The sequence below is a fragment of the Iodobacter arcticus genome (assembly GCF_042664895.1).
Classification (GTDB): domain Bacteria; phylum Pseudomonadota; class Gammaproteobacteria; order Burkholderiales; family Chitinibacteraceae; genus Iodobacter; species Iodobacter arcticus.
This window is the reverse complement of the sequence record NZ_JBHTBQ010000028.1, coordinates 15,735-28,741: the sequence shown is the minus strand read 5'-3', so window position 1 is coordinate 28,741 and position 13,007 is coordinate 15,735. Positions and strand designations below refer to the sequence as shown.

The following is a 13,007-nucleotide window of genomic DNA, read 5'->3' as shown; positions in this document are numbered from 1 at the left end:
CGACAGGTAACAGGTGCAAAAAATGATTACTTAACTTTAACGCGAAAAGTGTCACCTATGTCTGTGGACTAAAGTGTTACCTATGTCCTTGACCTTTACAGTAGGCTCCCGTCCAACGATGATTTAATGCTTGTGATTGTGTGGCAGCATCTAGCTAAATAGGAGTGGGCGTAACACCTGCGTGTAATTTAAAACTGATTCATTTTGGGGCTGATTCAGCTGGAATCACTACTGCTGCCGAAGCGGGCTCGGCTTCGGGCGGCGGATTACTTGCCGTGCTGACGCCCGTGCTTTTTTCAAATAGGCCAGTAAAGTGAGCTAAACCTTGGTAACCCATAATTATTATGCCAATCAGCAAAATGGTGCCAAAGTTGACAGCCAGATTGCCGCCCACATCCCGTACCCAGCCCCAAAAGCCTTTTTTACCATTTAATTCTGAAGCCACCGCATCCAGCTTGCTTTCTAGTACCTGCTTTGCGTTATTCACTTCTCTGCTGGTATCCAACGCGGCTCTTTTGACTTCCTCAACCGTTACCGATTGGCGGAGTAAGGTTTCAGCCTGTTGTAATTTAGTAGCGAGGGCAATTTCAAGGAACTGATCGGCAAGCGCTTCTGCTCTGTCGGTAAAGCCTTGTATTGTTTCAGGAAGCAGGGTGTAGGTATGAAAGCTGCGCAGCTCGTCTTCACTCGGCTCACGGTTAAAATCCGTGTTGATTTTCTCAAGAAACGCGATTTTTTGTTGTTTGTAGAGCACATAAGCCAAAGCCCCGACAACATCATCGGGGCCTTGTACGAGTTCTTTGTATACCCAGCTGTACTGGTCTTGGCTCACTTAGAGCCTTCAAGGCGCTGATGGGCTTGCCGAAATGCGGAGTTGATCTCACTGCGAGAGAATGAAGTTTCTCGGATTATTTTTCGGCTAGTCGCAGACAGGCCCTCATCCGGCGCTTTGCCACCAGAGGCCATCATTCTTTGGTTGATCTGCCGAACGTCTGCACGATTAAAGAATTTCATCATTATTTCCTCCTCGGGCAATTGACGAATTAAATCAGAAATAAATTCATTGAACAATAGTTCAGATTATATGCCCTCGTAGAGGAATTCTATCAACTTAAGGTGAATTTGTAGGTTGGGTTAGCAGCTTTATCGCGTAACCCAACATTCTTTTGCGCCAAATGTTGGGTTACGCAGGTTTATCCGCCCTTAAATTGGCGAATAAACCTGCTAACCCAACCTACAAAAGCGTTATTTCCCGCTGTTTGCTTAAGTTGATAGGATTGCCTTGTAGGGGGGCTTGATCGCAACCCCAACCTATTTAAGGGCTATTTTAGTCGTTTGGGGTAGCCGTTTTTTGCATATTACTTCGCCAAATAACGCTTTCTGGCAGCAACAGCTGTATCGCTAAAGTCAGAGAATACGCCATCTACCCCAAGCGCAAAGTAGGCAAGATATTCTGCCTCCGGGCTACCTTTAAAATCAGCGGCGAGTAATTTGGCTTCGTTACGGAAAGTAAACGGATGCACCAGCAGCCCTGCTTTGTGCGCATCGTGTACTACGCTGGATGGGGGCAGGAGCGTGGCATCACGCTGGTCGATTTCTTGATCACCGTTAACGTCGATTTTTTTGCCATCTACATCGGTTTTAAATTTCCAGCTGATCAGATAAGGCTTCCATGGGCCGATGCCATCCGCAAATTGCTTGATTTCTTTGAGGCCTGCGGGGCTTAGCATATCGGCAAAGCTGCGTGGGTCGCCGCTTACTACAAAATCGTAAGGCTTGCCCGAATCAATGCTGCCATCGGCGCGTACATCGTTGCCATCAATTAAAAACACCAGTTTTACTGGGGTTAGCTTACGCAGTGCTTTAAGGTTGCTGGTTTCAAAAGATTGAATAAAAACAGGGGCATTTTTGCGGTTCAGATTGTATTTCTTAAGCGCTGCAATCAGCTTTTCTTCCAGCGGCAAGCCCAGTTGCTGATGCAGGGTGGGGTGTTTGGTTTCTGGATAAACCCCAATTTCACGGCCCGTTTCTTTTGATTTGGCGGCGCGTAAGGCCAGCACTTCATCAAAAGTCACAATTTCAAACTGCCCGTTATAGGCGGCAGAGCGATCTGCGCGTGGCTGAATGGCTTTCAGTGTTTTGATTTCTGCCAGCGTAAAGTCAAATGCAAACCAGCCTTCTTCTTCTACGCCATCAATTTTAAATTTACGTTTGCGTTCAGCAAATTCGGGGTGCGATGCAATATCGCTGGTGTCTTTAATATTGGGCTCGTGGCGCACGATGAGTACGCCATCTTTGGTGGAGACCAAATCAGGTTCAATATAATCAGCACCCATTTCAATCGCTTTGCTGTATCCGGCCAGCGTATGGTCGGGTAAATATCCCGCAGCACCACGATGCCCAAGTACCAAGGGTGGCTTGCCCGTTAAAGTGGGCGCTGCTAACGCTTGCCCAGCGCCCATTGCTGCGATGATTGCCGCTAATACTGACCATTTTTTCATAAAGCACTCCGTTAAGGAATAATAAATCAACAGAAAACAACGCAAAGCAACAGTGTTATGTTTTTTATAAAAGGATGCTATTGCTTTAAACCACAATGCGGATGGCGTGGTTGTGTGACGCGAGCCGTGCTTACAGAGCTTGACGTTTTAAAAAGCGTCCTTTCGTATTGATGACAGACTTGCTGCTCAGATGATCAGGATCAAGCTCCCCTCAATAAAAGCACCCTACATTGGTGGCTTCTGATTTGATTCGCCAAGCATGGCGTAGGCGTTGAGGTATGCGGGTATTTAAAGCGGATGTGGTGATTGTAGGGGCGGGTGGTGCAGGTTTGCGGGCGGCGATTGCCGCGGCCGAGGCCGACCCAACTCAAACGGTGGCGCTGTTATCTAAGGTTTATCCAATGCGTAGCCACACGGTGGCGGCAGAGGGTGGATCGGCTGGCGTGGTGCAGGCGCACGATAGCCTAGAGCACCATTTTAATGACACGGTGTCTGGCGGCGATTGGCTGTGCGAGCAGGATGTAGTCGACTATTTTGTTGGCGAATGCACGCGTGAAATGGTGCAGCTAGAGCATTGGGGTTGCCCGTGGAGCCGTAAGGAAGACGGCCATATCAATGTGCGCCCCTTTGGCGGCATGAAAATCGAGCGCACATGGTTTGCTGCGGATAAAACCGGCTTTCATATGCTGCACACGCTGTTTCAAACCTCGATGAAATATCCTTCAATTACGCGTTTTGATGAGTATTTTCTGGTCGATCTGATCGTGGCCGATGGCCGCGTGCAGGGCATTTTGGCAATCGAAATTGCCAGTGGCGAATTTATCCTGATCGAAGCGGGCGCGGTGGTGATGGCTACCGGTGGTGCTGGGCGAGTGTTCCGCGAAAACACCAATGGCGGGATTGTCACCGGCGACGGCATGGCAGTGGCTTATCGCCACGGCGTGCCGCTGCGCGATATGGAATTCGTGCAATATCACCCCACCTGTATGCCCGGCACGGGTCTACTGTTTACCGAGGCTTGTCGTGGCGAAGGCGGCTTGCTGGTCAATAAAGATGGCTATCGCTATCTGCAAGATTATGGCCTAGGCCCCGCCGAGGATAAGCCACGTAATAAGGCGATGGAGCTTGGCCCGCGAGACAGGCTGTCGCAAGCGTTTTGGCATGAAATGCAAAAGAATCGCACTATCGAATGCCGCTATGGCGCGGTAGTGCATTTAGATTTACGCCACTTGGGCGCAAAAACACTGCACGAGCGTCTGCCACAAATTTGCGAGCTAGCCCGCGAATTTATGGATATCGACCCAGTAACCCAGCCGATTCCTGTGCGCCCTGCGGTGCACTACACCATGGGCGGCATTCCAGTGGATATTCATTGCGCAGCGCCACTGGCTGGGCTATTTGCCGCTGGCGAATGCTCCAGCGTGGGGATACATGGTGCGAATCGCCTTGGCTCAAATTCTCTTGCCGAGTTGTCGGTGTTTGGCAAAGTTGCAGGCGAATCGGCTACGCGCTATGCCAAAAATGCCGCGCCCAAAAACAGCGATGCACTATTGAAATTAGCCGCAGCCGCAGCCTTGCCGGTATTGCAAATCCGTCAGCAGGCGGGTAGCGAGCGTGCGGCCGATATTCGCCGTGAAATGGCGCAAACCATGGAAGATGGCTGCGGTATTTATCGCTTAGAAGCCAGCATGCAAGCCACTTGTCTCAAGCTGGCCGAGCTAAAACAGCGTTATCAAAATATCCGTGTTGAAGATAAATCCACTGTGTGGAATAGCGAATGGCTGCTGGCCATCGAGCTGGGCTATCAGCTGGATGTGGCCGAGGCTATGGCGCATTCGGCGCTGCACCGGCGTGAATCACGCGGCGCGCATCAGCGCCTCGATGGCTTTGAAGAGCGCGACGATGTGAATTTCCTTAAGCATTCCCTGGCGCATTACCAGGGCAGCGCAGCACCAACACTTACTTACGGCGATGTAAAAATCACCCGCTCAGCGCCCAAAGTGCGTGCCTATGGCGCGGCAGGGGAAGCCGCCGAAAAGATGGAGAAAAACGCATGAATACCAAAGTAACCGTATCCATCCTTCGCTACCGCCCGGAGCAAGACGAGCATCCGGTCTGGCAGGATTATGCTGTGCCCTTTAGCGATGATTTATCCGTGCTGGGCGCGCTGAACTATATCAAGGACGAGCTGGATGGCACATTAAGCTTTCGCTGGTCTTGCAGGCAAGCCATTTGCGGTAGCTGCGGCATGATGGTGGATGGTAAGCCCGCCTTGGCGTGTAAAACCTTTCTACGCGACTACCCAAAGGGCGTAAAAATCGAAGCGCTGGCGCATTTTCCGATCGAGCGTGATTTGGTGGTGGTGATGGACAGCTTTATCGAAAAGCTGGAAAGCGTGAAGCCTTACCTCATCCCAAAAGAAGCCAAATCTTTGCAGGAGGGCGAATACTTACAAACGCCTGCCGAAATGGATGTGTACTCGCAATTTGCAGGCTGTATTAACTGCATGCTGTGCTACGCCGCTTGCCCACAGGTTGGCTTAAATCCCGATTTTATCGGCCCCGGTGCCATTGCGCTGTTACAGCGCTACAACTTGGATTCGCGTGATGGCGGGGCAGAGGAGCGCAAGGCATTGATCAACTCGCAAGTCGGCGTATTTAACTGCACCGCCGTGGGTTATTGCTCCGAAGTCTGCCCAAAAATGGTCGACCCGGCCAATGCGGTGAATATCAATAAGATGGCGAGCGCGCGCGACTTTTTCTTTCGCTTCTTACCATCCCCTGATCAAAAAGGTGGCTGCAAATGAATGCCAGAAAACCCTATATCCGCCCTATGGCTGGCTGGTGGCGGCACAATCCTTTTTTTCTTGAATATATGGTGCACGAAGGCACGGCTTTTTTTGTGCTGGCTTACGCCTTGGAGCTACTCGCTGGGCTGATTTGCCTTGCTCAAGGCGAGGCTGCATGGAATAGCTATCGTGCCTTTATGGCTAGTGGGCCGATGCGGATCATCAATCTGGCGATCTTCGCCGCGATGCTTTACCACGGCTACACATGGTTCAAAATCATGCCGCGCACCTTGCCGCCTATGATAATTGGCGGACAAAAAGTCGCTGCCGCCACCATTACAGCGGTGGGTATTGCTGCCGCGGTGGGGGCGAGTGTGCTGGTCTTTATTGTGCTGTGGTTTATTGCGAGGGGATTGTGATGAAAACGAGTTTAAAGCGCTCTAACGAGCCCGTGTTTTGGCTGCTTTTTGGTGCGGGCGGTATGTTATCTGCGCTGATTGGGGCTGTACTGGTCTTCATTACCAGCTTTGCAGCACCCTTGGGGCTATTGCCTGCCGAATTATTTTCTTACGCCAATATGCAGGGCTTTGCTCAGCATATCGTCGGCAAGGCCTTGATCTTGGCGATTATCGCGCTGTTTATGTGGCACGCGGTGCATCGTATTTTTCATAGCCTGCACGATGTCGGTATTCACGCTGGCCCTGTGGCGCGGCTGCTTTGCTATGGCATTGCCTTTGTCGGCTCGGTGGTAACGCTTTGGGGGGTATTAGTCATCGGTTTTTGATGGCGTTGGCGTTGTTGTAGATGTACTTTTTGGGGGCTTGAAATGCAGCCTTTCCCCCTATGATTTACGGGGTAAATAATGCCATGTGTGAGCTATGCCACCTGTGAAGCATATTTTTATTTGGCGTTAAATCTGGGGTTTATTTTATCAATAAGGTGAGTTATTTATTTTCAAGGTAAGTCATAAATAATGTAGGTGCATGCCAAGGTGAAGATTCGTGTAATATTGTGAGCTTCATGTAAGTCCTTGAGTTTGTTATGAATCTAAACGATGTGCTCGCCTCTTTTGCCGCAGCTTTTTCACAAAATCAGCGGCTTATTTCTCTGCAACTTGGGACTGGTGGGGCATGGGGCGAGCAGCTGTTGCCGCAGCGAGTGGAGGGCAGCGAGGGGATTAATCAGGCTTACCGTTACCAAATCGATTGCTTATCCCCCGACGGTGCGCTTGAGCTTAAATCCTTACTTGGCCTGCCGGTGGTTTTGGCGGTAGCTGATGCGAATGGTAGTGAAATTGAGCGCTGTGGTGTGATCTCGCAAGCACAATTACTTGGCTCGGATGGTGGCTTTGCCAAGTACGCGCTGACGGTGGAGCCACCGTTTGCCTTACTGCGATACCGACGCACTTCGCGCGTGTTTCAGGAATTATCTGTTCCGGATATCGTCAAGCAGGTTTTGACCGAACACCAAGCCAAAAACCCTGTTTTTGCCGCAGTGCAAACACTGGATTTCAAACTATCCGGCACGCACGCGCTTCGATCCTACTGCCTGCAATACCGCGAATCGGATTTTGATTTCCTGACGCGATTATTAGCTGAGGAAGGTTTGTCTTGGCGCTTCGAACATTTGGCCGGAGATAATCCGCAAGTTCAGCTGGTGATCTTCGACGACGCTTTTGCAATTCCTGAAGCACAGGAAATGCAAGTGCGATTCCACCGTGCTGATGCGACGGAAGAGAGTGATGCACTCACCCAGTGGAAGAGCCAGCGGCAAGTGGGCAGCAGCTCGGTGTCTTTGGCGAGTTTTGATTACAAAGCTACCAGCACTCAACAAAGCTTTGATGAGAGCCGGATCGATCAAGGCGATGGCGGGCAACAGCTACAAGCCAGCTTTGAAGATTACGACCCGCAATCGCTGTATTACGCCAGCGATGTGGAAGGCCTCAGCCATTACGCACAATTGCGTCAGCAAGCATCGGATGCAAAAAAGAAATCCTTCACCGGCTCTGGCACTTTGCGTGCTTTGCAAGCGGGTCAGTGGTTTCGCCTAGAAGACCACCCCGCCCACGAGTACGATGCCGCCGAACAACGAGAATTCGCCGTCACCGAGCTAAAATTCACTGCGAACAATAATTTACCAGCGGATTTAACCCAGCAACTGGGACTAGTTGCGCCTAGCTTGCTGGCCGCTGACGCCGCCAAACCCTATCAGGCAGATTTTACCGCCCAAAGACGCGGCCAGCCGATTGCACCCAACTTTGCTCATTCAGAACACAGCAAACCCAAAAGCCGAGGCGTACAAACCGCCACGGTAGTCGGCCCTGCCGGATCAGAAGTCCACACCGACGAGCAAGGCCGGATTAAGGTGCAGCTGCACTGGCAGCGTGCCAGCGAGCACCCGGAATTCGGTGCAAACCTCGACGATAAGTCTTCATGCTGGATTCGTGTTGCCTATCCATCGGCGGGCGCAGGCTTTGGGCATCAGTTTATCCCGCGCATTGGGCAGGAAGTTTTAGTCGACTTTATCGAAGGCGATATCGACCGCCCGATTATCACTGGAGTGGTTTATAACGGTAGCCATCCTGTGCCCGCGTTTAGTGGCGCAGGCGCTTTGCCCGCTAACAAAACATTATCCGGTATCAAAACCAAAGAGCATGAAGGCGGCCAGTACGGCGAGCTGCTGTTTGATGACACCAAAGGCGAAGTGCGCACTAAATTATCCAGCGAGCATGGCAAAACCCAGCTTAACCTTGGCTATCTGATCCATCCAAGAACTGACGGCAAGGGCGAGCCACGCGGCGAAGGCTTTGAGCTGCGCACGGATAATCAAGGCGCAATCCGCGCCAATGGCCTGCTGATCAGCACCGAAGCTAAAAGCGGAGCCAGCGGTAAGCAGCTAGACCACAGCCCAGCGCAAAGTCAGCTGGAATCAGCCCTTGCACTGGCACAAAGTCTTGGCGAAACCGCCACTAATCAACTTGCCGACACCATAGAAACTGGCGACGGCGATAAAACCGTCAAGCCCGACAACAGCGCAGGCGACAAAGCCACCACCGGCCATCTGCACCACCATGTGCACGCCAGCAAAAGTCTTGAAGCGGGCAGTAATACCGACAAAGACGGCAAGAGCAAATCAAAAGACCAAATCGGTCAGCAAAAAATCATCCTGCTGCATGGGGAAGACGGTGTAGCCATTACCAGCCCGCAAAGCCAAACCATCGCCGCTGGCACCAACCTTGATCTAGTTGCCCAAAGAGACAGTAACCAAACCTCCGGTCGCCGCTGGATACACAATGTGGGCCAGCACATCAGCCTGTTTGTGGCAGGGGTAAAAGATAAAGTCGCACTCAAACTAATCGCCGCCAAAGGCAAAATTCAGCTGCAAGCGCAAAGTGACGATATTGAGATCACCGCCGACAAAAATGTCAAAATCACTGCTTGCAAAGAAAGCATCACCGTAACGGCTAAAGACGAAATCCTCATGACAGCGGGTGGCGGCTATATCCGCTTAAAAGGTGGCAATATTGAGATTCATTGCCCCGGTACGGTAACAATAAAAGGGGCGAGTCATGAGTTGAGTGGGCCTGCAAGCATGAACCCGCCCTTGCCGCAGTTTCCTAATTCGGTTTGTATTCCATGTTTATTAGCAGCGATGAAATCAGGTAGCCCTTTTATCGCTTAAGGAGTATTACAAGCATGACTCATTTAGTTGAAGCCATTCATGATTCTGCCGTGCTTTATGAAGATATTGTCGCTAGTGTGGGGTATGGCGCACTTTATGCAATTGTGGATTCTGCCTTTGATTTAAAAATATGCAAGCAATTACGGAAATGGCCGTCCATCGCGCTTTATCAAAATACCGAGCTAGCTGAATTAGGCTCCTATTCACCTACCCTATATTTAATTGGCGAGGATGATAGTGCTGCGCATATCGCTAAGCTGCTAGAGCTATGCAAGGGGCAGCCCATGCTGAGCTTTATTCGCAGCCAATGCGATTTGGCCGGATTAAAGCAGCATTTAGAGTGTTTATTAAAAGTGTATTGCGAAGACAATACAGAGTGGCCATTGCGCTACGCCGATACACGCATTTTAGTGTCACTGTTTGATGTGTTGACGGCAGGGCAAAAAAAGATATTGCTCGCGCCTATCCATAGCTGGTTGATTCTAGATCGATTTGGAAAAATACAAAGCCAGTTTGGCGAGAATCAAAACACTGCACTTTGGAATCTTGAATCGGGTGTGTTGAAAATGGATGAAAAGCAATTTGCTGAAATGATTGATGCAGCAATGCCAGATTCTATTTTAGCAACCGTGCGAGATCAATACAGCAGTATCTTGTTGCCTTATACAAGCGGTGAGCAATTTAAGCGAGTTGAGCAAGGGATAAATGATGCAAAAGAGCTGCAGCTGAATGGCGCTCAGGAAATACTGCAAATGGCCCTGCTTCAGCTGATGGCTGCGGAAGGCGTTAATCAGTCCGCAGATTACGCCGTATTCAAAAAAAGAATACAGGATGGGCAGGAGCTGGCTGATACCATTAACCATTTGCCTGCCACTTTCTGGCGATAAGTGTTTTCTGAATATTGATAAAAACAGGGCTAATATTATATGAAGAATAAATTGAATATTTTACCTCATACTGTATTTTTAGTACTGATGGCATTCACCATTAGCGCGTGTAGTAGTTATGAGCGCTTCCCCGGGCAAAACCAAATTGCCGAGAATAAAGCAAGGGCTGCGGCGGAGTTGGATAAGGAAATACCGATGTTGGGTGTATCGATGATGTGTATAGAACACCCAAATACTAGTTATATTTATTCTTACTATATAAAGGAGCCATTTAGTTCTCGCATGGCAGGAGGGGGGAGCTGTGGCGGGCTGGTTGTGGGGGGGTATCAATTGCCAGAAAAATGGCAGCCGGGAATGAAAGTAAAAGTCCGTTGGAATCGTCCAATAAAAGGCAAAGATAATTGGATAGAGAAATACACAACAATTATGCCGTATGACGATGTAGGTACTTTGTATGTGCATTTTTTTGAAAATGACCAAGTGCGTGTTATTTCTTCGGCATATGCAGGAGTATCGAGTGCTCGACACCCTATTTTGAGAGATGTAGTTACACCACCTCCTGAAGTGGAATAGTACTAAGTATGTTTTATTCAATAATTAGACTGGATACTTTATATGTTATATAGAAAAAATTTATTACCCCATGCTTTATTGGTGATAATTACCTTATTAACAATGAGCGCTTGTAGTAGTTATGAGCGCTTCCCTAGACAGAATCAGATTGCTGAAAATAAAGCGCGGGCTGCTGCTGAGTTGGATAAGGAAATACCTATGATTGGAGTTTCAATGATGTGTATTGAACATCCAAATACTGATTATATTTACTCTTATTATATAAAAGAGCCGTTTAGTTCTCGCATGGCGGGAGGGGGGAGTTGTGGGGGAGTAGTTGCGGGGGGGTATTCTTTACCAAGAAAATGGCAATCTGGAATGAAAGTAAAAGTTCGTTGGAAACCAAATGGCCGAGCATGGGTTGAAAAATATACGACGATTATGCCTTATGAAAAGGCTGGTACTTTATATGTACATTTCTTTGAAAATGATCAAGTGCGTGTAGTTTCTTCGGCTTATGATAGCCCGTCGAGTCCAGATCACCCTATTTTGAGAAATGTAGTTACGCCACCTCCTGAGGTAGAGTAATGAGTGCAATTAATTCTGCTCCAAAGATTATTGAGGATAGTGCTGAAAAAGAGTTAGCTCTGCCTCCTGGTGAAATACTGAAAATGGTTTGCTCTGTGGAGATAGCTGTCCCTACCTCATGCAAGCTAAACGTAGCAATTAGTCTATTTTTTGATGGCACTAATAATAATATGGAACGTGATGAAGCTGATTTGTCACATAGTAATATTGTTCGCTTGTATAAAGTACATAAAACAAGCGATAGAGTGAATACATTATTTAAATTAGGATGTTATGCCATTTATATTCCTGGTGTAGGCACACGTTTTGAGGCAAATGATGAGTTGCGTGAAACAGCTGACGGCAAGGCGATGGCTAAAGGAGGTCAGGCGCGTATTTTGTATGGTTTGCTCAAGACTTATAACGCAGTTTACAAGACGATTGTTGGTGGAAAAGATTGGCTAGATGAAGATGCCATTGCCGAAAAAATAAAAGCCTATAGGCGCGATGTAGAACAACAGAATAATTATGATCCGCAAATGCGGCAGCCCCGGCCGAATCGCAAGAGTTGGTTTGCTAATTTGCGTGAGGAATTAAATAAAAAACTGGAAGAAGCGCGGCAAGCTAAGCCTAAGCCGATGATTCCGGCCATTAAGGTGGCGGTATTTGGTTTCTCTCGCGGGGCGATTGAGGCGCGGGCTTTTTGCTATTGGCTAGATGCAGCCCTGGATCATGGCCGTATTTGTGGTATTCCGGTGGAAATCAATTTTTTGGGTTTATTTGACTCGGTAGCGTCGGTTGGCTTGGCTAATTCTGCCTCTGAAACCACAATACTTTGGTTTGCCAATGGGCACTTTGATTGGGCAGCAGAAACGCTGAAACCATTGCCGGGTTTAGTTAAAAAAACCGTGCACTATATTGCTGCGCACGAGCAGCGGATGAATTTCCCGATTACCCGTGTATTGGGCGGCAATGCCAGCGAGTATATCTACCCCGGCGTGCATTCGGATATTGGCGGGGGATACGGTAAAAATGACCAGGGTCGCGCGGGCAGTATAGGCAAGATGCTCTCTCAAGTGCCTTTATTGCATATGCATAAGGCGGCGGCAATGGCCGGTGTGCCGCTGGCGCTGCATCAGGAAATGCCTTCTGATATTAAAGAAGATTTTGCCCTTGATGCAGAATTAGCAAAGCGTTGGAATTTATATATGGCGGCCGATGCATGGTCGGGCAGTTATGAAGAATTAATCAATGCCCATATGCGCTTGTATTATCGCTACCGTCGGTTTTATTTAAATGGCTTTGAAAACTCCAAAGCATTTCAGGGTGCAAGTGCACAGGATCAAGAAGATTTACGCAGCTATAACGCACTCTTGCTGGGCGATTTAAAGTTATTAAAAGAGCGTGAAAAAGGCGGCAGGCCAAGGCCGCCTGAGCGTGATCGTTTTCCAAACAATGACAATATTGATTTTCAGGGAAATGCCAAATTGGCAAATAAGCGGGCGTTGTCCAGATCAGATCATCGCAGCAAGCCTGATACGATAGAAAATATAGCATTAAAAGTATTTGATGCCCCAGCCGATGCCACATTACCACCCGAATTGCAATTATTGGATGAGCATGTGCATGATTCTTTGGCCGGGTTTTATTTGGCGGGTTATGTAACTAAAGAAGAGAAAGCCGATCGTTTATTAGAAATGCAAAAAAAACCACCTTCAACTAATGATCCTTATGATAGAAAAGTATATGAAAATGCTCAGGCTGATGCAGAAGTCAGCGCTTTGTTGAAAACAAAAGGAGAGCTTAGAAAAGATCGTGAACGGGTTTTTTCGCCTGGTGAGCAGGATAAATTAAAAACCGACAAGGTCTTTCCGGTGCTCACCGATGCGGATGCGCCTGAATTAAGGAACCGACTGATTACTTCTCAAACCTGGACGCGGCGTGAAGGAGGTGGGTATTTGAAGGAAAGATATGTTTTTCCTGATTAATGTCTTATGTTCTTGCGATAATACATCATTGCCATGACAGGTT

At 48.6% G+C, this 13,007-nt stretch carries 12 protein-coding genes; 9 read left to right on the top strand and 3 right to left on the bottom strand.

The features are described 5' to 3' along the window. Window positions 1–199: 199 nt before the first annotated feature. From ACFQNF_RS13790 to ACFQNF_RS13780, 3 genes are all read right to left on the bottom strand, one after another. The gene (locus ACFQNF_RS13790; RefSeq protein WP_380188519.1) at window positions 200–832 is read right to left on the bottom strand and encodes a hypothetical protein; all 633 of its coding nucleotides are present in this window, start codon (window positions 830–832) and stop codon (window positions 200–202) included. Then, window positions 829–1,017, bottom strand: a complete 189-nt coding sequence (locus ACFQNF_RS13785) for a hypothetical protein (RefSeq protein ID WP_380188518.1) — start codon at window positions 1,015–1,017, stop codon at window positions 829–831. Before ACFQNF_RS13785 ends, ACFQNF_RS13790 begins: the two co-directional genes overlap by 4 nt. 341 nt (window positions 1,018–1,358) lie before the next feature. Further along, complete coding sequence (locus ACFQNF_RS13780; RefSeq protein WP_380188517.1) at window positions 1,359–2,501, bottom strand: glycerophosphodiester phosphodiesterase; 1,143 nt, start codon at window positions 2,499–2,501, stop codon at window positions 1,359–1,361. Between the two features lie 278 nt (window positions 2,502–2,779). Between ACFQNF_RS13780 and frdA the strand changes: the two genes are divergently transcribed. From frdA to ACFQNF_RS13735, 9 genes are all read left to right on the top strand, one after another. Continuing rightward, on the top strand, window positions 2,780–4,558 hold the full coding sequence (gene frdA, locus ACFQNF_RS13775; RefSeq protein WP_380188516.1) for a fumarate reductase (quinol) flavoprotein subunit: 1,779 nt from the start codon (window positions 2,780–2,782) through the stop codon (window positions 4,556–4,558). Further along, window positions 4,555–5,307, top strand: coding sequence for a succinate dehydrogenase/fumarate reductase iron-sulfur subunit (locus ACFQNF_RS13770; RefSeq protein ID WP_380188515.1), 753 nt, complete (start codon window positions 4,555–4,557; stop codon window positions 5,305–5,307). The genes frdA and ACFQNF_RS13770 overlap by 4 nt, the downstream gene beginning before the upstream one ends. Further along, a complete protein-coding gene (locus ACFQNF_RS13765; RefSeq protein WP_380188514.1) occupies window positions 5,304–5,708 on the top strand; it encodes a fumarate reductase subunit C in 405 nt (134 codons plus the stop codon). Before ACFQNF_RS13770 ends, ACFQNF_RS13765 begins: the two co-directional genes overlap by 4 nt. Further along, the gene (gene frdD, locus ACFQNF_RS13760) at window positions 5,708–6,073 is read left to right on the top strand and encodes a fumarate reductase subunit FrdD (RefSeq protein ID WP_380188513.1); all 366 of its coding nucleotides are present in this window, start codon (window positions 5,708–5,710) and stop codon (window positions 6,071–6,073) included. The genes ACFQNF_RS13765 and frdD overlap by 1 nt, the downstream gene beginning before the upstream one ends. Before the next feature lie 257 nt (window positions 6,074–6,330). Next, a complete protein-coding gene (locus tag ACFQNF_RS13755) occupies window positions 6,331–8,970 on the top strand; it encodes a type VI secretion system Vgr family protein (RefSeq protein WP_380188512.1) in 2,640 nt (879 codons plus the stop codon). 14 nt (window positions 8,971–8,984) lie between these two features. After that, window positions 8,985–9,857: a DUF4123 domain-containing protein gene (locus ACFQNF_RS13750; RefSeq protein WP_380188511.1), complete on the top strand. Its 873-nt coding sequence runs from the start codon at window positions 8,985–8,987 to the stop codon at window positions 9,855–9,857. Window positions 9,858–9,896: 39 nt separating this feature from the next. Continuing rightward, window positions 9,897–10,430, top strand: coding sequence for a DUF3304 domain-containing protein (locus ACFQNF_RS13745; RefSeq protein WP_380188510.1), 534 nt, complete (start codon window positions 9,897–9,899; stop codon window positions 10,428–10,430). 42 nt (window positions 10,431–10,472) lie between these two features. Further along, the gene (locus ACFQNF_RS13740) at window positions 10,473–10,997 is read left to right on the top strand and encodes a DUF3304 domain-containing protein (protein WP_380188509.1); all 525 of its coding nucleotides are present in this window, start codon (window positions 10,473–10,475) and stop codon (window positions 10,995–10,997) included. Next, the gene (locus ACFQNF_RS13735) at window positions 10,997–12,964 is read left to right on the top strand and encodes a T6SS phospholipase effector Tle1-like catalytic domain-containing protein (protein WP_380188508.1); all 1,968 of its coding nucleotides are present in this window, start codon (window positions 10,997–10,999) and stop codon (window positions 12,962–12,964) included. Before ACFQNF_RS13740 ends, ACFQNF_RS13735 begins: the two co-directional genes overlap by 1 nt. The last annotated feature ends 43 nt before the right edge of the window (window positions 12,965–13,007 follow it).

Coding starts and splice junctions, on each gene's coding strand:
- ACFQNF_RS13750 (WP_380188511.1), top strand. CDS start 8,985: ATGACTCATTTAGTTGAAGCCATTCATGATTCTGCCGTGCTTTATGAA.
- ACFQNF_RS13780 (WP_380188517.1), bottom strand. CDS start 2,501: ATGAAAAAATGGTCAGTATTAGCGGCAATCATCGCAGCAATGGGCGCT.
- frdA (WP_380188516.1), top strand. CDS start 2,780: ATGCGGGTATTTAAAGCGGATGTGGTGATTGTAGGGGCGGGTGGTGCA.
- ACFQNF_RS13735 (WP_380188508.1), top strand. CDS start 10,997: ATGAGTGCAATTAATTCTGCTCCAAAGATTATTGAGGATAGTGCTGAA.
- frdD (WP_380188513.1), top strand. CDS start 5,708: ATGAAAACGAGTTTAAAGCGCTCTAACGAGCCCGTGTTTTGGCTGCTT.
- ACFQNF_RS13770 (WP_380188515.1), top strand. CDS start 4,555: ATGAATACCAAAGTAACCGTATCCATCCTTCGCTACCGCCCGGAGCAA.
- ACFQNF_RS13785 (WP_380188518.1), bottom strand. CDS start 1,017: ATGATGAAATTCTTTAATCGTGCAGACGTTCGGCAGATCAACCAAAGA.
- ACFQNF_RS13755 (WP_380188512.1), top strand. CDS start 6,331: ATGAATCTAAACGATGTGCTCGCCTCTTTTGCCGCAGCTTTTTCACAA.
- ACFQNF_RS13745 (WP_380188510.1), top strand. CDS start 9,897: ATGAAGAATAAATTGAATATTTTACCTCATACTGTATTTTTAGTACTG.
- ACFQNF_RS13765 (WP_380188514.1), top strand. CDS start 5,304: ATGAATGCCAGAAAACCCTATATCCGCCCTATGGCTGGCTGGTGGCGG.
- ACFQNF_RS13740 (WP_380188509.1), top strand. CDS start 10,473: ATGTTATATAGAAAAAATTTATTACCCCATGCTTTATTGGTGATAATT.